This window comes from Desmonostoc vinosum (assembly GCF_059505385.1).
In genome coordinates, this window is record NZ_JCACKM010000122.1 from 1 (window position 1) to 20,963 (window position 20,963).

Consider the following 20,963-nt stretch of genomic DNA (forward strand, 5'->3'; position numbering starts at 1 on the left):
CCTGACTTCAATCCCACGCCTTAAGGCGTGGGTTCCCTACTCCCTACTCCCACATTGGCATAGATTTAGAGGGATCTAAAATTTTGCGTAGGCGTAGCCCGTCTTAGACATCACCTTCGTGTTTTGGGAAGTGAATTCAGAATCAAATAGCAATGTCGTAGCAGCACAAATTGGCTTACTACGCCGCAAATTAACTAACAATGGTGGTGCTAATCCAAATGAAACACTACATAGTCTGGGATATAGACTCAATCTTGGCAATAATCAATCAAAATAAACTTTTTTACCTAAATCGTAGTTATTTAGCATAAGCTATTGTGTTATATTTTACAGCTTGCACCAATCCCGTTTCGCTTGACTAGTTTGGTTTATTAATGTATAAAAATAAGCTACTCCAACTTTATAACCTAACCTTAACAACATCCGAAATCCAGCATTTGTGAGAGTCAGTGCAGTTCGTCGTCAAGTTAGCTGTACATAAGAGTGTAGTGTGAGGAAAACAAAAAAATGTCTCATTTACTGTGGAAAACCCTAGTATTGAGTCCAGTAGTTTTAGCAACAACGATGTTGGTTGCGACTAAGGCAATGGCTACTGGAACAGTAGGTAAATCTGAAGGCGTAAAAGCACAAGTTGTTTCGTCAGAAACACCCGAAATTTTTCAAAGTTCTAAAATTTCAGCGGAGCAACTAAAACTCAACCGCCAACTAATTGCTCAAGTAAAAACCGATGAAAATAATGTTTTAGAACAAGTTAACCGCTATAGCAGTGAAGGACAAAAACAAAATTCACTGTCTCAAGTCACATCAGTTTCACAATTTTCTGACGTACAGCCAACAGACTGGGCGTTCCAAGCTCTGCAATCTTTGGTAGAACGCTACGGTTGTATTGCAGGATATCCTAATAGTACTTACCGGGGCAACCGGGCATTGACTCGTTATGAGTTTGCTGCTGGTTTAAATGCTTGTTTGGATAGAGTCAACGAACTCATTGCCACTGCAACTGCTGACTTGGTAACAAAAGCAGACTTAGCAACCCTACAGCGTTTACAAGAAGAATTTTCCGCAGAATTGGCAACTCTGCGTGGACGAGTAGATAACTTAGAAGCGCGGACTGCGGAACTTGAAGCTAATCAGTTTTCTACTACAACCAAGCTAGTTGGTGAAGTGATTTTTGCTGTCACCGACAGTTTTGGCGATGATGATAACAACAATACCGTCTTCCAAGATAGGGTGCGTCTAGACTTACAAACCAGCTTTACAGGCAAGGATGTACTGCACACTCGGATTGCTACTGGCAATGCTACCCCATTATCTTTTCCCAATGGTACAGCAGAGGGAACTCAAACTTTTAACTTATTCCTTGGTAGCAATAATAGTGCATTCGTAGATTGGTTATCTTATTACTTCCCTGTTGGTAACTCCCAAGTCTACTTGGCTGCAACCGGAGGTATTCAAAGCGATTACGTTCCTACTGTTAACCCATATTTTGAGGATTTTGATGGTGGTAACGGTGCTTTATCGACCTTTGCCTCTGAAAGCCCAATTTACCGGATTGGCGGCGGTGCTGGGATTGGTGTTAACTTAGCCTTTGGCGGCGGCAGTAGCTTTAAACCGTCATTAACATTAGGTTACTTAGCATCGGAAGCAAATAACCCTCTTGGCGGTTCTGGCTTATTTGACGGCAACTATGCGGCTCTGGCACAATTAAACCTGGGACTTGGCGATCGCATCACCCTAGCAGCAACCTATGTCCACGGTTATCATGGTGCTAATAGTGCTTTATTCGATGCCGGCTCAGTCACCACGGCTGTAGTTGGTACTCAACAAGCTAACTTTGTGGGTGGCGGCAATCCTTACGTGAGTAACTCTTACGGTCTGGCGGCAGCTTTCAAACCCAGCGACAAGCTATCGATTAGTGGCTTTATATCTTACAACGATATCACTGGTCTTGGTGCTGGTGATGACGGGGAAGTTTGGAGTTACGGGGTTGGGGTAGCTTTGCCAGACTTCGGCAAGAAAGGCAACGTTTTAGGAATTTTCGCAGGTGTGCAACCATACTTAGGAAGTGTTGATGGTGATAAACCATACCATTTTGAAGGTTTCTATAAATATCGCGTTACTGACAACATCTCCATCACACCTGGAGTAATTTGGTTGACCAATCCTGGCCAGCAAGCTGACAGCGAAAACGCAATCATTGGTACACTAAGAACCACCTTCAATTTCTAAGATTGCGATCGTCACGCCAGTATTGGCGTGACGATCGCAATAATACCAATTCTCTACAATTCGGCTACACATTCAAACTCCGAAACCCATACTAAATAAGAGTTTCTTAATTACGAATTACGTTAGCGTAGCGGTAGCGAGTCATCGATAGCGTTAGCGTAAAGCCTGCGGCATAGCTTCGCTTAGAGCGACAGAGGAGCGTCGCGTCATTACGAATTACGAATTGGTATAAGTTTTCTTGTGAAGCGGGCTTTTAAGCCCGCCAAAAGGGTTACTCAGCACCACCATTTGCCAAACCGTTATGTCTGAGTAAAGCACTTGTACTTGGTTCGCGTCCTCGGAAACTTTTGAACACCTCCATGGGATGCTTGCTACCGCCAAGTGCTAGCACTGTATCTCGGTAACGCTTGCCTGTGGCTTTGATAGCTGCTTCATCATCTAATCCAGCTTCTTCAAAAGCAGCAAAAGCATCAGCACTCAGTACTTCAGCCCACTTATAACTGTAGTAACCTGCTGCATAACCACCTTCAAAAATATGCCCAAAAGCGCATAAGAAGGCATCTTCTGGCAATGGTGGTAAGACGGTAGTAGTTTTGGCAATTTGCTGACGTATATCTGCTGGCGTTTCATTGCTACCAGGGCGATAGCGGTAGTGCAGTGCCATATCCACAATACTGAAGTGAATTTGCCGCAACATGCCACTACCACTCATATAGTTACGGGCTGCTAGTAGTTTTTGATAATAATGCTCTGGTAGAGGCTCACCAGTTTCGTAATGTTTAGCCATGCCAAATAACGTGGGTCGCTCATAACACCAGTTTTCCATAAATTGACTGGGTAATTCGACTGCATCCCATTCCACATTATTAATGCCTGCGGCTCCAGTGTAGTCAACCTTGGTAAGCATATGGTGCAATCCATGACCGAATTCATGGAATAAGGTTTCAACTTCGTAGAAAGTCATCAAACTAGGCTTCCCATCTATGGGAGGAGTTTGGTTACACACTAGATAAGCTACAGGTAAGCGGATGGTAGTTGTACCATTTTCGGTGATTTTGCCACGATTAATACATATATCCATCCAAGCACCACCGCGTTTTTCGGCTGGACGACTGTAAGGATCTAAGTAGAAGTAGGCTATGGGGGAACCTGTTTCATCAGCAATTTGGAAATAGCGAACATGCTCGTGCCATACTGGGGCTTGACCATCGGCAGGAGTAACTGTGACGCCAAATAGTCGTTTTACCAAGCTAAATAAGCCATCTAGCACTTGGGGTAGCGGGAAGTAAGGACGTAATTCTTCTGCGGTAAAGGCAAATTTTTCTTCTCTTTGGCGTTCTGCCCAAAAACTGATATCCCAATGCTTTAAATCTTCAGCTTCAGCTGCGCCCTTACTAGCAGCAAAGGTTTTCAGTGCTGCTAAATCTTTCATAGCAGCATCATAACTAGTGCTGCGTAGTTCTTCTAGTAGCGCTTCCACTGCCTCAACATTAGGAGCCATTTTACTAGCAAGACTCAATTGAGCAAAACTCTCAAAACCGAGTAAATCTGCGAGTTTTTGGCGTAACTCTAAAATGCGTTTAATTAGTGGGTTGTTATCTAAATCGCCACCAGAAGCACGAGTGATATATGCTTTGTAGAGCTTTTCCCGTAAATCACGACGGGTGCTGTGCTGCATAAAAGGGCCGTAACTGGGAAAGTCTAAAGTAACGCGCCAAGGGCCATTTTCTGATGTGGCATTTTCTGCTTGTGCAGCCCTAGCTGCTTGTGCCAATAAGCTTAGTAAGCTGGGAGGTAAGCCATCAATTTCTGCTTTTGTAGTCAAAGTTAAGCTGAAAGCTTTAGTCGCATCGAGTACATGGTTAGAGAACTTAGTCGAAAGTTCTGCCAACTCCATCTGAATAGCGTTGAAACGTTCCCTTGCCTCTCCTTGTAAACCAACACCAGACAGTTCTGCATCACGGATAGCAGCTTCTACGATACGTTGCTGGGCTGATTCTAAAGTTTCCCAAGTCTTGCTAGCGCGGAGTGCCTTAAAAGCATTGTAGATGGGTTGGCTCTGACCAAGCTTGTTGAGCAACTGTACTACCTGTGGTTGTACTGTTTCATGAGCTTGGCGTAGTTCAGGGCTGTTTTTGACACCCATCAAATGATTTACGATTCCCCAACTCCAGTAAAGCCGTTCTGTCAGCTTTTCTAGAGGTTCTACTAAACCCCCCCAAGTAGGCTGTACATTGGCCTCCAAAGTAGCAAGCTGTTGATTCAGTTCTGCCAGCATCTCATCGAAGGCTGGTACTACTTGCTCTGGTCGAATCTCTGGAAAGGGAGGTAAACCGTAGCCTTGGAGTAGGGGATTGGTAGAAATAATAGCACTTGCGCTCATAGTGTTGTTCTACGGATAAATGGCGATCAAGGATGATTTTTATTTATATATCTTTTAATGTAGCGATCGCTGTGTAATTTTGCCGACTAATACAACATTAGTAGGGAGTGGGGAGTAGGGAGTAGGGAGTAGGGGGAGAAATACTACTAATACTCATAATACTCAGCACTCAACATGGGCTGAACGCCCCGCTACAGCGCTTCAGTACTCCCCACTGCCTACTCCCCATGAAATATTGATGAAATTATTGTGAAGCTTATAAAAATATCCTGTTAACTATCTCAGTAGCGGCTACGCTCGTGTAATGCACGAGTATGTGTAGCTACGAATCATACTGAAGGTAATTAAAATTTATGACAAAGTTCAGTATATCCGTCACTTCTCGATTTTTAGTGTTTGGTTTGGCTACTGGGGCAATGGGTTTGATGTCCGCTCAAAGTGCCACAGCTGCAACAATAGATCTTGCTTTTACAAAGCTACCGGGCTTAACTGGTGGGAATCCGGCAAGAACTGCTGTTTATCGAGCGGATCTTTCTGGGGTGAATTTTAATAGTATTAATTCCATCTCTATTACTGACAGTGGCAGTGGTACAGGCGGCTCTGATGGCAAGTTCAGTGGCTTTGATTTAGACGGAATCAAGCTCAGCAAAACTTTGATTAAAAATGCTGCGGATATCAATAACATTGCGGGGCTGAATGTGTTTGATTTCAGCCCAACCGGAACCATGTATATCCCTGGAACCCAACGTTCTACTGGAGAGACAGCTTTGTTTGGCACATCTGATAGTAATATTGACGACTCAGTAGCGACACTCCAAAACTTTGATGCCAATTCTACAACTGGTTCTAATGCTGCTGGATTTGTGAGTTTAGGTGATAACGGCAAAGTAGGATTTAACTTTACCAGTCCTGTTACCATAACAGGCCCGCTATATCTTTACTTCGGAGAAGTAGGTGATAATGGTGAGGTTGCAAATGGTCAAATAACTATCTCAGACGAACCGATTGAGAAAGCTCCAGAGCCTGCTAGCTTATTCACTAGTTTATGTGGTTTCCTATTTCTGAGAATCTACTCTCAAGTACGTCGCAGCAAATGAGAGGGAATGGGGAACAGTGATAATTAAGTTGCCAACAAAGAGCATTAGCGAAGCGAAAGTTTAATATGGTGGGGCGAAGCCCAGTCCAGTTTTGAACATTTACGAAAAACAGTAAAAATCAGTTACCAGTTATTAGTTATCATATTTATCAAAAAATAAAGGTTTAAAACCTTGCTCCTTGTGACACTAAAGAATCCTTGTATTGTAAGGTAGGTTGAAACCTGTTCCCTGTTCTCTATCATTGATAACTAACAACTGTTCACTGATTTAATATACAAATTGAGACATAGGTAATTTACCTATGTTTTTTTGTCTATGAGTGGTAACACAGTTAGTTAAATTATATTTTGCATTTATGCAAAGGATTCTATGTCAGATTCGGTAGGTTATTCTGCTCCATTGTTAGAAGTTCAAAATGTCCATGCTGGATATATCAAAGATGTAGATATTTTACAAGGCGTAAATTTTCTGGTGGAATCAGGAGAACTAGTAACGGTGATTGGCCCCAATGGTGCTGGCAAATCAACTTTGGCAAAAACCATTTTTGGGCTTTTAGTTCCCCACACAGGCACAATTACCTTTAAAGGCGAGAAAATTGTAGGGCTAAAGTCAAATCAAATTGTCCAGCGAGGTATGTGCTATGTACCGCAAATTGCTAACGTTTTCCCATCGCTGAGTGTTGAAGAAAACTTAGAAATGGGTGCTTTTGTCCGTAATATTCCCCTCAAATCTTTAAAAGATCGGATATTTAGCATGTTTCCCCGGCTGAGCGATCGCCGTCGTCAACGTGCTGGTACACTCTCAGGAGGAGAACGCCAAATGTTGGCTATGGGCAAAGCTTTAATGTTGGAACCGAGTTTGCTGCTATTGGATGAACCTTCTGCTGCTTTGTCTCCTATACTGGTAACACAAGTATTCGAGCAGATTCAACAAATTAACCAAACGGGTACTGCGATCGTACTGGTAGAACAAAATGCCCGTAAGGCTTTAGAAATGGCCGATCGCGGTTATGTATTAGAATCTGGACGCGATGCTATCTCCGGGCCAGGTCAAGAATTGTTAAATGATCCCAAAGTAGGCGAACTGTATCTAGGTGCGGGTAGAAAGCATTAGACGCGGGGATGTGGTTCGACTTCACTCACCAACCGGGGGATGAGGGAGTGAACAGACGCGCTTACGCGGAGAATAATCAATGACAATTCCCCAATCCCCTTTCATCCTAATTTCATTTTTACCTGCAAAAATAGATGGTAGATGTAATTAACCTGCTGGTTAGTGTATGCGATTTCTTATTCTCAAAAACAGCTTTTTAGCATTTAGTATGATTGCGATCGCTTCTTTGTTTGGTAGCACCCTAACCGCATGTTCTACTAGTGCCTCCCAAAACCAAGCCTCAAATGTCAATGTCACCAATACTGCCAATAAGCAGCACATGCACCATGATGGCGCGATGGATTTAGGGCCAGCTGATGCTAACTATGATCTACGGTTCATTGACGCCATGATCCTACACCATCAGGGGGCTGTAGAAATGGCTGAAGCAGCCCAGGAGAAATCAAAACGTCCCCAAATGAAAAAACTAGCAGATGATATTATCAAAGCTCAAAATCGCGAAATCAAGCAGATGAGGCAATGGCGACAAGCTTGGTATCCCAAAGCAGGTGCTAAGCCTGTGGCTTATGATGCTCAGATGAAACACATGATGGAAATGTCATCTGAACAAATGCAGTCGATGATGATGAACATGGATTTGGGTGCAGCAGATGAAGAGTTTGATTTACGCTTTATTAATGCCATGATTCCTCACCATGAAGGAGCTGTAACTATGGCTAAAGATGTCTTAAGTAAGTCTCAACGTCCTGAAGTTAAGAACTTAGCCCAAGAAATTATTAAATCCCAAGATGCAGAGATTAAACAAATGCAGCAGTGGCGGAAGGCTTGGTATAACAAGTGAGATAAGCTGTTCCATATATAACTTGCATAATTAGGGCGGGCAAGATGCCCACCCCACAAGAGTTTTATTTAATTTGATTATGTAATTTAGATGTTTTTTAGCTTAGAGTTTATTATATAGCCCTACTTCTCGCAAATGTAACTGGTCAATATCAAGTGAAAGTCACTGCTGATATTAATGGCGAAAAAGTAAATGGACGTTTCAAGTTTAGTAAATAGATGTGTGATTTTTCGTACTCTCTAAACTTGTCAAATTCTGATATAGAAGAGAATTTAAAGTTTGCATGATGTTATTGAGAAAACAATAGCTGATTCAACTATAGCAATCCTCGATAAGTTCTAAGACAGTTATTGTAAGCGATCGCTATCCTAGATCCCTTCTCTCAATCTGGATAACTCGCGCATGAAAGTTTTGGGATCGCAGGTTTACATATCAAAGCAATACTTTTGGTTGATTAGGATTATTTTGGGACACAAATAATCTAGCTATGCCCCTAAATTTATCAGCGAATCAAAGCGTGTTTATCATACTGTTTCTAAATTATAGCTTCTTGAATGCAAAGGTGCGCCGAGCATTCCTGAAGATAATTTGCTATGTTTTTAAAGCGATCGCCTAATCATGGAAATTTCTTGATTCCTTTGCAATTTGATTTTATTAACGATGATATTCAAGGAGATTTATAGAAGCAAAATTGTATTAATTATGTCCCAAAAAACAGAAAAATATTGTAGTTATAAGTATATTAATTATGCTTATAAAGGTTACATTGATAACACAACATTTAGGAGAATATTATGTCTAATATCAAAGTGGATAATTTAGACTCACAAGCAGTACCATTCTTTGCCCGTTTTTTAGAAGGACAGTCTTTGGAAGACTTATCCGAAGAAGAAATGGATAAAGTTGGAGGTGGTTGTAGAGTTATGACAAGGAAATATCCTTCCGATCAAGAAGATGGACATGGAAAGGGTGGAGTAACAGAAAAATTCCCATCAGATAATGAAGATGGGGGCGTAGTCACTCTCAAGTTCCCTTCAGATAATGAAGACCATTAAATAATTCGTAATTCGTAATGACGCTCGCGGACTCGCTACCGCTGCGCTAACGTAATTCGTAATTAATGAAAAACTGGATGGGATTTATCCTATCCAGTTTTTTTCTTCATATTAAATAGGGGAATTGTCATTGTCATTGATTATTCTCTGCGTCCCCGCGTCTCCGTGTCTCCGTGTCTTCTTCATCCCCAGTCCCAACCCCAGCTAGTATGATTGATTACACGGGCAGTAATACTACTACATTATCAAGATGTGAAGACCGATCCAGCTAGCCACCCGCATCTTTTTACAATGGCGATGTCGGAGTAAAACTGAATAAATTATCTAATTAGAAATTATTTTTGATTATGGAGTGGTTCGTTCCTCAGCAAGCCTATGCAACCTACTAATCCCAACCAATTTACCGAAAAAGCCTGGGAAGCTCTTGCCCACACCCCAGAAATTGCTAAACAATATCATCAACAGCAGATAGAAAGTGAACACCTGATGAAGGCACTGCTAGAACAAGATGGTCTATCTAGCAGTATTTTGACAAAAGCGGGTGTTAACTTGCAAAAAATCCGCGATCGCGCCGACCAATTTATCCAACGTCAACCAAGAGTATCTGGTAGTAGCAGTTCTGTTTACTTGGGACGTAGCTTAGATACACTTTTAGATAGGGCGGACGGTTATCGTAAGGATTTTAAAGACGAATTTATCTCAATCGAACACTTATTACTCGCTTACGCTAAAGATGACCGCTTCGGTAAAGGTTTATTCCAAGAATTTGGTTTAGACGAAAGTAAGCTGAAAAATATTATTAAGCAAGTGCGTGGGAATCAGAAAGTGACCGACCAAAACCCGGAGGGTAAATACGAAGCACTGGAAAAGTATGGGCGTGATCTCACTGAAGCTGCCCGTAAAGGTCAACTAGACCCGGTGATTGGGCGAGATGACGAGATTCGTCGCACAGTGCAAATTCTGTCTCGCCGTACCAAAAATAACCCTGTGTTGATTGGTGAACCTGGGGTTGGTAAAACAGCAATAGCCGAAGGACTAGCACAGCGAATCGTTGCTGGTGATGTTCCGCAATCTCTTAAAGACCGCAAGTTAATCGCCTTAGATATGGGTGCTTTGATTGCGGGGGCAAAATTCCGGGGCGAATTTGAAGAACGCCTGAAAGCAGTCTTAAAAGAAGTGACTGAATCTGGCGGCAACATTGTCTTATTTATAGATGAAATTCATACAGTCGTTGGTGCTGGTGCGACTCAAGGCGCAATGGATGCGGGTAACTTGCTAAAACCAATGTTGGCGCGGGGTGAATTACGCTGCATTGGGGCGACAACCTTGGATGAGTACCGCAAATATATTGAGAAAGACGCAGCACTAGAAAGACGTTTCCAACAGGTTTATGTAGATCAACCCAGTGTTGAAGATACAATTTCGATTTTGCGCGGGTTAAGAGAACGCTATGAAAACCATCACGGGGTCAAGATTTCTGATAGTGCTTTAGTAGCAGCAGCTACACTATCTAGCAGATATATCTCTGACCGCTTCTTACCAGACAAAGCGATCGACTTAGTAGACGAAGCTGCTGCCAGATTGAAAATGGAGATTACCTCCAAACCAGAAGAACTTGACGAAATCGATCGCAAGATTCTGCAATTAGAAATGGAGAAGCTATCTCTGCAAAAAGAAAGCGACGCAGTTTCCCGCGAACGGCTAGAAAGATTAGAAAAAGAAATCGCCGATCTCAAAGAGGAACAGAGAGCGTTGAGCGCTCAATGGCAGTCTGAAAAAGATATCATTGACAAAATTCAATCTATTAAAAAAGAGATTGAACGAGTCAACCTAGAGATTCAGCAAACAGAACGTAACTACGAACTCGAAAAAGCTGCCAAGTTGAAATATGGTACGTTAACTGACTTACATCGCGACTTAGAAGCAGCAGAAGCCGAACTAGCCAATGCCCAAAGAACAGGTAAATCTCTGTTGCGTGAGGAAGTCACAGAAGGTGACATCGCCGAAATTATTTCTAAGTGGACAGGAATTCCTATTAGTAAGCTAGTAGAGTCAGAGAAAGAGAAACTACTGCACCTAGAAAATGAACTGCACCGCCGCGTGGTTGGACAAGACGAAGCCGTCACAGCGGTAGCCGATGCCATTCAGCGATCGCGTGCTGGACTAGCTGATCCCAATCGTCCCATTGCTAGCTTCATTTTCCTTGGCCCTACAGGTGTAGGTAAAACCGAATTAGCCAAAGCCCTAGCATCATACATGTTCGACACCGAAGATGCACTAGTGCGGATTGATATGTCAGAGTACATGGAGAAACACGCCGTTTCTCGCTTAATTGGTGCGCCTCCAGGGTATGTAGGCTACGAAGAAGGCGGACAACTCACCGAAGCGATTCGCCGTCGTCCTTACGCCGTCATTCTCTTTGACGAAATCGAGAAGGCACACCCCGATGTTTTCAATATCTTTCTGCAAATTCTAGATGATGGTCGCGTTACTGATGCCCAAGGTCATACAGTGGACTTCAAAAATGCCATTATCATCATGACTAGTAACATCGGTTCGCAGTATATTCTCGATATCGCCGGGGATAACTCACGCTACGATGAAATGCGTCATCGAGTCATGGAAGCGATGCGGAATAGCTTCCGCCCAGAGTTCCTCAACCGAATTGACGAAGTTATCATTTTCCACAGCTTAGACAAACGAGAATTGCGACAAATTGTACTGTTGCAAGTGGATAGACTGCGGCAACGACTTAGCGATCGCAAAATGTCTCTGAAAATCTCTGATGCTGCACTTGACTTTTTAGCCGAAGTAGGATACGACCCGGTTTTCGGCGCCCGTCCATTAAAACGAGCAATTCAGCGAGAGTTAGAAACTCAAATTGCCAAAGCCATCTTGCGCGGTGAATTTAACGACGGTGACACCATCTTCGTTGATGTGCAAAATGAGCGTCTTGCTTTTAGCCGCTTACCAGCAGAAGTAGTCATTGGTTAGCTAAATAATTTAAAACTATTCCCCAACCCCCAATCCATTGTGGGGTGGGGATCACGAACTCTCGAGTTTCTATTAACCTAGATCGAAAAGCAAAATTTCTGCACCAACATTAGTGCTAATTTCTAGCTGTTCTTCACCTTGAATTTGCACCCCATCACCTGCTCTGAGTTCCTCACCATTTAAAATTGCTATACCTTGAGCAACTTGTATCCAGGTATAACGATGAGGTTGGGCGTGATAATTGACAACATCACCACTTTCTAAAATAGATGTATATAAATCAACATCTTGGTGAATTGTCACAGCACCATCGCGCCCATCTTTAGCAGCAATTAAGCGTAATTTGCCCCGCCTTTCTTCTATAGGAAAAGCTTTTTGTTCATATCTAGGTGCAAGTCCTTGTTGATCAGGAAGAATCCAGATTTGTAGAAGATGAACGGGTTCTGTTTTTGAGTGATTATATTCGCTGTGGGTGATACCAGTACCAGCACTCATCACTTGCGCTTCACCAGGAAGAATCACAGAACCAGTATTTAAACTATCCTTGTGTTCTAACGCACCTTCCAAAACATAGGTCAGGATTTCCATATCACGATGACCGTGGGTAGCAAAACCGGCACCAGGCACAACGCGATCGTCATTGATTACCCGTAGAGAACGAAATCCCATGCGGTTTGGATCTTGAAAACCTCCAAAAGAAAAAGTATGGTAGCTATCAAGCCAACCAATCTGAGTTCGACCACGGGCGTTTCTATCATGAATTAGGTGATTAATAGTATTTTGAGACATGATTTTACCTCACTGTTAAGAATTACCTATTTTTTGTTTTCTTTAAATCATCTCTTCCTCTGCATTCTTTGCTTCCTCTGTAGTTTGTTTAAAAAATAGAGATTTTAGGTAGGAAGAACAGAGAAATAACTTAGAACTTTTTTGAACTATTTAAATAGTAAAGTATATACATATAAAATGAAAAGTACGCACTAAAAAGTGGCGTACTTACCAAAAAGATACTATACAATTATCAGTTATCAATTACCAGTTTCACTGCTGAGAAAAACACCACACCATACTCCGTCAGGACTGTTGACTAATTTCATAACTGCCAACTTGATAACTGTTAATTGATTGCGATCGCAAAAGAGCCTATTTAGCAAGTTTCGTGGGTTTAAGTCCCCCGGTTCTATAACCGCCAAGTTTTGTGTTGGGGTCTGTCTTACAAAGTTGAGGCAGTATGATCTTGGGGAGCCACTGCGCCCTTCGGGTTTCCCGGCAGCCGCGCAAGTGGCGTGGTTTCCCCCATGAACAACTGCCGTCAGAGCGCAGGTTTCCCCTGGTGACTTTGCGCTCAATCCCCATTCCAAAACTTAATTACGCGCTTCGCAGCGGTAGCGAGTCCGCGATAGCGTTAGCGTTAGCGAAGCGGTAGCGAGGTACGACCGTCGCGTCATTACGAACTTGTACTGAGCGAAGTCAAAGTATTACGAATTACGAATTACGAATTATTTAACAGCCCCTACTTTCTGTTGAGTTTTAGTAGCACCTGCTGTGCCATTTTCTCCCTTAATTTCCGATACTTGCAGATGAGCCTCTAAGAACCAAAGTCGCTTATCAATAGTGCGAGAAATTTCGGTGTAGAGGTCAGCAGTATCAGCGTCGCCTAAATCATCAGTTTTGTCGATCGCTTCCCTAATATGTTTAGCATAGGGTGCGAAACGATCTGCCAGTGCTGTTACATGGTCTTTGCCATCTAAAATATCATAAGGATATTCTGGCAAAATCGAATTAGTAGCGGCGGCGCGGGCTGTTCCTAAAGCGTATCCACCCAAAGCGGTGACACGTTCAGCAACCATATCTACATACTCTTCCAATTCACCAGCAAGTTCATCAAACAATTCGTGTAACTGATAGAAATCAGTCCCTTTAACGTTCCAGTGGGCTTGTTTAGTCTGAGTTTTCAGATCTAAAGTAGCAGCCAAGGTTTGATTGAGAAGTGTGACAATTTTCACGCGCGCTTCGGCGGGAATGTCGATACGGGTGGGATATAAACGTGATGAAACTGTGTTCTCGCTCATAGTTGTAGCCAATGCCTTTTATATTTAACTCTACAGATACTAGCCTGCTGTGCGAAACTATCTGACGAGAGAGGGAATCAATGCCTGCATGTGTTACTGTTTAAGCATTTACAAAATGGCGCCTAAGTGCGATGGTTGTCTATGGCGTTGAATGTACCACCAAAAAGCCGATCGCGGATTGTGTCATTCTGCAAAAAGTCATGGGGAAAGCCCAATTCAATTTGACTCACTTCATTTAGCCGTTGCAGATGTTCTGGTGATAAGGTGACATTTAAAGCTGCTAAGTTGTCTTGGAACTGGCTTAGCTTGCGTGCGCCAATGATAGGGATAATTATACCGCTTTGAGCGCACAACCAAGCTATTGCTACCTGTGAAGGTGTGTGTCCAATTTCTGTAGCGACTTGACTGACAACATCAGCGATCGCTAAACTCTTCTCAGAAATAGTTCCCGCTGCTGAGTTTGCTAATCGCCCCTGTTCCTCGCCCGCTTGCAGAGGTTTATTATACTTACCCGTCAGGACACCAGCACCCAAGGGCGACCACGGCGTTATGGCTAAATCAAAGGCTTTCGCCATTGGCAGCAAGTCACGTTCTGGTGTTCGTTGAATCAAACTATACTCAACTTGCAGGGCAACAAACTGTGTCCATCCTTGATACTGAGCGATAGTATTAGCCTGAGCCACAATCCAAGCAGGAGTGTCAGAAATACCGATATACAGTACCTTGCCTTGACGTACCATATCATCAAGCGATCGCATCACCTCTTCAATCGGCGTTGTGAAATCCCAGGCGTGTAACCAGAACAAATCAATGTAGTCGGTATTAAGTCTTTTCAGGCTACCTTCTAAAGATTGCATCAAGTTCTTGCGATGATTACCACTAGCGTTAGGGTCGCCTTGACTCTCATTCATCCGTAAGGGAAAAGAATATTTCGTAGCAACTACAAAGCGTTCCCGATCTTTGGCGATTAACTCACCAACAATTTTTTCACTGCTACCATCGGTATAACCGTTGGCAGTATCAATAAAATTACCCCCAGCAGCTACAAAGGTATCAAAAATTTGATTACTTTCGTCTTTAGAAGCACCCCAACCCCAGTCTTCACCAAAGGTCATGGTTCCTAAACAGAGTTCAGAGACTCTTAACCCGCTTTTACCCAAGAGTTTGTATCTCATGAATATTTTCTCATTAAGCGAATGCTATCTCAATGGAATGATAACTGGTATTGGGGACGCGGAGACGGGGAGACGGGGAGACGCGGAGACGCGGAGAAATTTTCTCCCTCACTCCCTCACTCCCTCTTTCCCCGCGTCTTCCCCAGTCCCCAGTCCCCAGTCCCCAGTCCCCAGTCCCCACTTCACTCCATCGCCCGAATTTGCTTATTCGCTTCATTTTGCGCCCGCAACATTGCCTGTTTTAATGGTTGTTGTCCGAGTAAAGCGCTAATAAATTGGTTATCAAAATTATTCATAATCGCTGCTGGATACTGACCTGCTTGCCAAGGTGTGGCGTAATTAACCCCCGCAACAAATGGCGACCTGAAAGGGTCTTGGTCATAACCCAATTTTTCGGCTACTGATTTGCGTGTTGGTAATGTAAATCCTGTACCTGTCCATCTTTCCATGCCTTCTTTGCCTGTGAGATAAGAAATTAATTTCCAGGCTTGGGCTTTGTGTTGTGCTTGCTTGTTCATAACGTAGGCAACAGTAAAAACCATCGTGCCTTTTTTATTATTTATAGTAGGTATTTCTGCGGTAGCAAACTCCAGATTGGGAAAGGTTTCGTTAAGATAGGTAATTGCCCAATTACCTTCAACTACCATTGCAACTTTGCTCTGTCCAAACATTTCACTACCTGAGTTGGTGCCAACATCAGATTTTTGAGCAGAGGAGCGGTCTTTTTGATACTGGTCTACAACTAACTCTAAACCCTGTAAACCTGCTGTATTAGCAAAGGTAGCGTAACCCTTTTGGTCAACGAGTTGTCCACCAAAGGCTTTGATTTTGTAAACTTGACGCGCTAGTTCTGGAATTTCGCCAAAGCCGTATTTGTTGAGTTTACCTGTTAATTGTCGAGAGTAAGTAAGTAATTCGTCCCAAGTTGTTGGTGGATTGTTTAATCCTGCGGCAGCAAATGCTTTTTTGTTATACAAAAGAGCAAGGGTAGAATAATCTTTCGGCAGACCATAAATTTGGTTCTGGTATTTGAAGCTATCGAGTAGGTTTGCTTCAAAGTCTGCTAAGTCAAATTGGGGAGTGATGTAACTATCTAGTGGTTCCAGCACATTTTGACTCATCAACAAAGGCGCTTCTAGTGCATCTAGATAGAAAACATCAGGGGCTGCCTCTCCAACCAAGCGGGTTTTGATCACATCCATGTATTGGTCGGAGATGACCTCATACTTGACTTTGATATTGGGATGCTGTGCTTCAAAATCTTTCAACACCTGTTTCAAAAGATTTTGCTCAACTAGAGAACCTGCCCAACCACTAAGTTTGATAGTAACGGGGGTGGGTATTGATGGTTGAATTAATGGTTGTAAGCTATGACAAGCAATCACAGCGATCGCGATCGCAATTACCAACCCCAATAATCTTAAAAGCTTTGTTTTGCTCACAGACAGATGACAAAGTAATAGTCTTCCCCACTTACTTATATCTTCTGCTACCCAAGAATGATATTTTACTTGTCTAAATTTTTGTTGAGAAACGCAGGATAAAATAACGAAGAATTGTCAAAAATAACATGTATTTTAATTACACATACTTGACATTGAAGAGGGGAATGGGCTTCTCCTGTCGGAGACGCTGCGCGTAGCTTGCTTCCCGTAGGGTACGACTTCGCTCAGCCCACCGGGAATTGGGAGAAATAACTAATGAACAATGACAAATGACAAGCCTCATGAGTGACTGTGCAACACCATATGTATTCCAAATATGAATTCTGTTCCGATTGAAATAACTACTCCTGTAACTTTAGAAATTTCCCAGATTACTTCAACATCAGCAACGCTCTTTCCTACTGCCACACCCAGCCTACGATTCTCTAAGAGCGCTATCCGCACCAGTTTAAGAGCCTCTACTGTAGATGCTGTCTTAGCGGCAGTTTTCTCTATAGGTACCGGCGGGATTTTGCTGAGTAATTTTTTGGTAGAACTGGATGCTAGTCCAGTGGTATTTGGGATGCTCTCTTCTATTCCCATGTTGGTAAATCTGATTCAACCTTTGGGGGCTTACTTTTCGGAACTTACCACCAGCCGCTTTCAGTATTCACTCCACACTCATGGAATTGCTCGACTATTATGGCTAATTCTCGTTATAGGTATTGTCAGTTTTAGTTGGGGAGCAATTGATTCTCACCAGTTAGCTATATTAACCCTGTTGATTGTCCTATGCAGCCATCTTTTGGGAGGACTAGGGACTGCATCGTGGTTTAGTTGGATAGCAATTATAGTCCCTCGGCGACTGCGGGGTAGATATTTTGGCATACGTAACAGTGCTGCTAGCCTAGCCAATCTAATCTGTATGCCTTTGGCGGGTTTGGCTGTATCCCATTGGTATGGGGGAGCTTTACAAGGTTACGGGGTAGTGCTGTTGGTAAGTATTGTATTTGGGGTTGTGGGAATAGGGTGTCAATATTGCAAGATAGATATCAATCCGCAATTGCAAAATACCCACACAGGTGAGGTTCAATCAAACCCCACCAAAGATGAATTAATCTGTGCATCAGAGTTACCATCTGCACAAAACCAGTTAGTTAGCAGTATCTGGAAAAACTCTAACTTTTTGAAATTTTTACTTTATTTCAGCTGCTGGATGCTGGCTGTTAATCTCAGCGCTCCTTTTTTCAATCTCTACATGCTGGACAAGCTGGATTTAAATGTGAGTTGGGTGACTATCTACAGCAGCCTGCAAGCGGGAGCGAATATGCTGATGCTGATTTTTTGGGGCAAATTAGCAGATAAGATAGGCAATCGACCAATTTTAATTTCTATCGGGATTTTGGTTGCAATCACACCAATATTATGGTTAGGGATTGGTGCTAATCAGTTAGATTTATGGTTGTGGTTGCCATTGTTACACATCATTATGGGAGGAACCATAGCAGCAATTGACTTGTGTAATAACAACATCCAGTTAGGAATTGTACCAATTAAAAATCAGTCAATCTACTTTGCGATCGCAGCTGCTGTTGGTGGATTGAGTGGTGCTTTAGGTACAACCATAGGCAGTTTCATCATCCAATTTGCCGAATATGGAGGCTTAGGATTATTCGCTATCTCTACTTTATTGCGGCTAACAGCACTGGTTCCTTTGGTTTTCGTTCAGGAACCATCGCGGTGATAATTCGTAATTCGTAATTCGTAATGACGCGACGCTCCTCTGTCGCTCTAAGCGAAGCTATGCCGTAGGCTTTACGCTAACGCTATCGAGGACTCGCTACCGCTTCGCTAACGCTAACGTAATTCGTAATTAAAATTTCTGTGCGTCTCCCACTCCTCCTACGGGTTCGTCAGTCGCTCATGGCAAGACCGCAGTGGCTCCCCTACTCCCTTGTTGACCGAAAAGATGGGTACAAGCCCCGTGCTTCGTTTCCCGGCTTTTTGATAGACTAGAGGAATCCGCAACACAGGCAGAGGCTCGCACTTCGGTGGAGGAACCTGTCTCGCAACGGGCGGCAAATCCTGAGAAAGTTTTGGCTCCTAGGGAGCGCACGGAATTTTCTCTACTCATCGGCGGGGCACGTCGAGGTGAAGCTTGGTGAGGGTAAAGTCGATGGACTCCCCGGGATCCAAGAATCCCCGAACTTCAGGACGGGGAGTGTCAAAAGTGTCGTTGCACTAAGGCTAGACACATTCTTCAATCACCTATATTTTGAATATATTCTTTCCTTACTGTAGGGTTCTCAATAAATAGCACTCCGTCTTGGTAAATTAAGTAGGCAAGGCGGAGTTTTTGTGATCAGTAATTAGCTCGCAGGGGCTAAGTAGAATATTCTTTAAGACGCGGGAGTAATCCAAGTAAAGTTAAAAGAGCGATCGCACTCATCGCCACTGGGGTAGTAATCTCGAAGCCATCTACATCTTGAAAGCCCTGTTTAATTGTCTTGTCGAAAGCTGCTAAATTAATATCCATGATTTTTTGATTAGCTTTTTTGAACTCATCAAACGCCCAAGTAGACTGTCCTGGTTTGTTACCGATACAAAGTGCGATCGCTTGTTGATGTTTGCCACTGCGTTCTAACTGGCGGATTGTTTGATCAATAGTTAGATAAGTACTCAAAGTAGAAAGGTTTGCCCTCAACGCTTCTCGTTCTCCGGCAAAGGTGATACTGTTTAACTCGTCAGCGAGATAGCCTGTGAAACCATCTATCTTTTTGCCCTCTATTCTGTAGTAAGCTGCTACTGTCTCGAAGGTTTGCCCACTGGGTAGTTGGGCGATTTTGGTGATATTTTTCAAAAAAGCTTGTTCGTAATTATTAGCAAAGGCAGGGTCAAGCAAATAGCGGCTGGCAGCAGCGTTGGCAATATAGGTTAAAGCACGAGCTTGGCGCAGTGAATGTATTGACATAAAGGCGTCTTCAGTGGCTACCTTTAGTTGTGCAGAAGCAGAAAGAAATGCAGCGGCGGTATAATTCAAAAAAGCAATTGCGATCGCCACTGCCGCTAACAACCAAGGATTTAAAGTACGGCGCATCCGTTGACTAAGAAATAGCTGGAGTGTCACCAAGACGATAATTAGTGCCACACCAGAAATAATAATGAATGCAAAAAACATACCAGAAGTAAACTTTTCTTGAGTGTATGTTCTTTCTATAGCTTGCAAGTTCACCTCATCCAAGGCATCAGCTGCTGGTAATAGCTTATTGTCCATAATTTCAGCAGCAGCTCGGTAAGCCACCAGAACTGCATTTGCATCGCTACGCGTATGAGCATCTCGTGCTTGCTGAAGTTTGGCAATGTAATCGCCAAATCCCAATTGCATCGTCTCAAGCGGTTTTCGCTCTTTATCGCCATAAGAGATATTTTCGGCAGCTGCAACTAACCTTTCACCGAGTTTCTGATATCGTTCTTCAAAACCTTTAACAGCATCTGGGTTTTGTCCAGGTGGAACTAGTAATTCTTTAACAGCATAAGCATCCATACCTGCAAGAGCATCCTTGAGGCGCTGAGCAGTGACAATACTTGGTGTTGAGTCTTCACCAACTGTTTTAATAGCCTGCCGTTGTCCTTGAATTCCGGTAATGGTAGCAATTAACATTAATATACTTGCTGTCCAAGTTAGGAATAAGCCACTCTTGAGGAGTTGAGGAGTGGTGAGTTGGCTAATTGCTTTTCTGGAGACTGCGATAATTTTACTCATAAGTTGTTCAAAATTTAAGCTTAATTGAACCTGGTGAGATAGCTTTGACTGTAATCCTCGTCCAGTGTCCAAGAGTAAATTCATCTCCATCTTGGAGTGGAGTATCTACCATAGGTTTTAATTCCACCCCATTTAATTGCGTACCGTTAGAAGATCCAATATCGCGCAGAGTCAACGTACCATCTGCTTGATGATTGAGTAAGGCGTGGCGGCTTGAAACAGCATGATCAAAGTCCAGGGGAATTTCTGGATAAATCGCTCTGGCTTGGCTATTACGCCCAATCAGGTTAACTGGCTTGTCTAGACGAAATGAAATCGCTGGTTGATTGCTTGGTGCTTCTGGACTGTCGGGATGTTTTAAGGAAGGGTCGATTGTGACTACAAGTTCCCAAGTTGGGGATTGGGGATTGGGGATTTCGGCTTCTGCTACGGTTGTGTTGACTACAGGCACTTCGCCATGCGCCCTGGTGACGAAGTTGTAGCCACAAATCTCGCAAAAGTCGCCACTGTCGGGTTCGCGGGGGGCGCTGCAAGCTGGACAAGTTTCGATGGTGGTTTGTGGCACTGTTACGGCGAGCTGCGCTAACGCATTTGTCACTAATGCTGGTTCAACCACACCCAGAATTTTAGCGCCACACTCCGAACAAAAATCTGGCTGGGTTGATTCATGACCTTTGGGACATTTATATTCTTTGTTATTTGTCATTTGTCCTTTGTCGTTTGTCATTTGTCATTCTCCGCGTCACCGCGTCCCCCCACTCTCCACCTTTCAAGGGTAGGTTTTTCATATTCAGTCTGAAAAAACCTATTTTTTCGT

15 protein-coding genes and 1 pseudogene are annotated in these 20,963 nt (G+C 43.2%); 8 read left to right on the plus strand and 8 right to left on the minus strand.

Translation table 11 applies throughout. The annotated features are described in order from the left end of the window. Window positions 1–124: 124 nt before the first annotated feature. A pseudogene (locus AC5JMF_RS18940) lies at window positions 125–277 on the plus strand (DNA-binding response regulator); the annotation flags it as partial. Between the two features lie 230 nt (window positions 278–507). Next, window positions 508–2,229: an iron uptake porin gene (locus tag AC5JMF_RS18945; protein WP_495797272.1), complete on the plus strand. Its 1,722-nt coding sequence runs from the start codon at window positions 508–510 to the stop codon at window positions 2,227–2,229. A gap of 271 nt (window positions 2,230–2,500) precedes the next feature. Here AC5JMF_RS18945 and AC5JMF_RS18950 read toward each other — a convergent pair whose 3' ends face one another. Further along, complete coding sequence (locus AC5JMF_RS18950) at window positions 2,501–4,612, minus strand: M3 family metallopeptidase (protein ID WP_495797273.1); 2,112 nt, start codon at window positions 4,610–4,612, stop codon at window positions 2,501–2,503. A gap of 353 nt (window positions 4,613–4,965) precedes the next feature. Here AC5JMF_RS18950 and AC5JMF_RS18955 point away from each other — a divergent pair, with 353 nt between their 5' ends. From AC5JMF_RS18955 to clpB, 5 genes are all read left to right on the plus strand, one after another. Next, on the plus strand, window positions 4,966–5,709 hold the full coding sequence (locus AC5JMF_RS18955; RefSeq protein WP_495797274.1) for a PEP-CTERM sorting domain-containing protein: 744 nt from the start codon (window positions 4,966–4,968) through the stop codon (window positions 5,707–5,709). Window positions 5,710–6,078: 369 nt separating this feature from the next. Then, a complete protein-coding gene (locus AC5JMF_RS18960) occupies window positions 6,079–6,822 on the plus strand; it encodes an ABC transporter ATP-binding protein (protein WP_495797275.1) in 744 nt (247 codons plus the stop codon). A gap of 166 nt (window positions 6,823–6,988) precedes the next feature. Continuing rightward, a complete protein-coding gene (locus AC5JMF_RS18965; RefSeq protein WP_495797276.1) occupies window positions 6,989–7,663 on the plus strand; it encodes a DUF305 domain-containing protein in 675 nt (224 codons plus the stop codon). 794 nt (window positions 7,664–8,457) lie between these two features. After that, window positions 8,458–8,718 (plus strand): microviridin/marinostatin family tricyclic proteinase inhibitor, encoded by a 261-nt coding sequence (locus tag AC5JMF_RS18970; RefSeq protein ID WP_495797277.1) that lies wholly within the window; start codon window positions 8,458–8,460, stop codon window positions 8,716–8,718. 375 nt (window positions 8,719–9,093) lie between these two features. Beyond that, on the plus strand, window positions 9,094–11,712 hold the full coding sequence (gene clpB, locus AC5JMF_RS18975; RefSeq protein WP_495797278.1) for an ATP-dependent chaperone ClpB: 2,619 nt from the start codon (window positions 9,094–9,096) through the stop codon (window positions 11,710–11,712). 72 nt (window positions 11,713–11,784) lie between these two features. On the opposite strand, the gene AC5JMF_RS18980 is transcribed toward clpB, so the two are convergent. The 5 genes from AC5JMF_RS18980 to AC5JMF_RS19000 all read right to left on the minus strand — a co-directional run bounded on the left by AC5JMF_RS18980 (window position 11,785) and on the right by AC5JMF_RS19000 (window position 16,401). Further along, entirely contained in the window at window positions 11,785–12,501 is a 717-nt protein-coding gene (locus AC5JMF_RS18980) for a pirin family protein (RefSeq protein WP_495797279.1), read from the minus strand. A 239-nt stretch (window positions 12,502–12,740) separates the two neighbouring features. Next, entirely contained in the window at window positions 12,741–13,061 is a 321-nt protein-coding gene (locus AC5JMF_RS18985; protein WP_495797280.1) for a hypothetical protein, read from the minus strand. A 150-nt stretch (window positions 13,062–13,211) separates the two neighbouring features. Next, entirely contained in the window at window positions 13,212–13,784 is a 573-nt protein-coding gene (dps, locus tag AC5JMF_RS18990; RefSeq protein ID WP_495797281.1) for a DNA starvation/stationary phase protection protein Dps, read from the minus strand. A gap of 122 nt (window positions 13,785–13,906) precedes the next feature. Continuing rightward, complete coding sequence (locus tag AC5JMF_RS18995) at window positions 13,907–14,959, minus strand: aldo/keto reductase (RefSeq protein WP_495797282.1); 1,053 nt, start codon at window positions 14,957–14,959, stop codon at window positions 13,907–13,909. Window positions 14,960–15,141: 182 nt separating this feature from the next. Beyond that, the gene (locus tag AC5JMF_RS19000) at window positions 15,142–16,401 is read right to left on the minus strand and encodes an ABC transporter substrate-binding protein (RefSeq protein ID WP_495797283.1); all 1,260 of its coding nucleotides are present in this window, start codon (window positions 16,399–16,401) and stop codon (window positions 15,142–15,144) included. A gap of 319 nt (window positions 16,402–16,720) precedes the next feature. Here AC5JMF_RS19000 and AC5JMF_RS19005 point away from each other — a divergent pair, with 319 nt between their 5' ends. Next, on the plus strand, window positions 16,721–18,127 hold the full coding sequence (locus AC5JMF_RS19005; protein WP_495797284.1) for an MFS transporter: 1,407 nt from the start codon (window positions 16,721–16,723) through the stop codon (window positions 18,125–18,127). Between the two features lie 639 nt (window positions 18,128–18,766). On the opposite strand, the gene AC5JMF_RS19010 is transcribed toward AC5JMF_RS19005, so the two are convergent. Further along, complete coding sequence (locus AC5JMF_RS19010) at window positions 18,767–20,146, minus strand: GlnX family signal transduction membrane protein (RefSeq protein WP_495797285.1); 1,380 nt, start codon at window positions 20,144–20,146, stop codon at window positions 18,767–18,769. Window positions 20,147–20,153: 7 nt separating this feature from the next. Next, entirely contained in the window at window positions 20,154–20,873 is a 720-nt protein-coding gene (locus tag AC5JMF_RS19015) for an FHA domain-containing protein (protein ID WP_495797286.1), read from the minus strand. Window positions 20,874–20,963: the final 90 nt, after the last annotated feature.

Excerpts from the sequence above, each read along its gene's own strand:
- AC5JMF_RS18965 (WP_495797276.1), top strand. The coding sequence starts at position 6,989 with ATGCGATTTCTTATTCTCAAAAACAGCTTTTTAGCATTTAGTATGATT.
- AC5JMF_RS18980 (WP_495797279.1), bottom strand. The coding sequence starts at position 12,501 with ATGTCTCAAAATACTATTAATCACCTAATTCATGATAGAAACGCCCGT.
- AC5JMF_RS19015 (WP_495797286.1), bottom strand. The coding sequence starts at position 20,873 with ATGACAAACGACAAAGGACAAATGACAAATAACAAAGAATATAAATGT.
- AC5JMF_RS18960 (WP_495797275.1), top strand. The coding sequence starts at position 6,079 with ATGTCAGATTCGGTAGGTTATTCTGCTCCATTGTTAGAAGTTCAAAAT.
- dps (WP_495797281.1), bottom strand. The coding sequence starts at position 13,784 with ATGAGCGAGAACACAGTTTCATCACGTTTATATCCCACCCGTATCGAC.
- clpB (WP_495797278.1), top strand. The coding sequence starts at position 9,094 with ATGCAACCTACTAATCCCAACCAATTTACCGAAAAAGCCTGGGAAGCT.
- AC5JMF_RS18950 (WP_495797273.1), bottom strand. The coding sequence starts at position 4,612 with ATGAGCGCAAGTGCTATTATTTCTACCAATCCCCTACTCCAAGGCTAC.
- AC5JMF_RS19005 (WP_495797284.1), top strand. The coding sequence starts at position 16,721 with ATGAATTCTGTTCCGATTGAAATAACTACTCCTGTAACTTTAGAAATT.
- AC5JMF_RS19010 (WP_495797285.1), bottom strand. The coding sequence starts at position 20,146 with ATGAGTAAAATTATCGCAGTCTCCAGAAAAGCAATTAGCCAACTCACC.
- AC5JMF_RS18995 (WP_495797282.1), bottom strand. The coding sequence starts at position 14,959 with ATGAGATACAAACTCTTGGGTAAAAGCGGGTTAAGAGTCTCTGAACTC.
- AC5JMF_RS18945 (WP_495797272.1), top strand. The coding sequence starts at position 508 with ATGTCTCATTTACTGTGGAAAACCCTAGTATTGAGTCCAGTAGTTTTA.
- AC5JMF_RS18955 (WP_495797274.1), top strand. The coding sequence starts at position 4,966 with ATGACAAAGTTCAGTATATCCGTCACTTCTCGATTTTTAGTGTTTGGT.
- AC5JMF_RS18970 (WP_495797277.1), top strand. The coding sequence starts at position 8,458 with ATGTCTAATATCAAAGTGGATAATTTAGACTCACAAGCAGTACCATTC.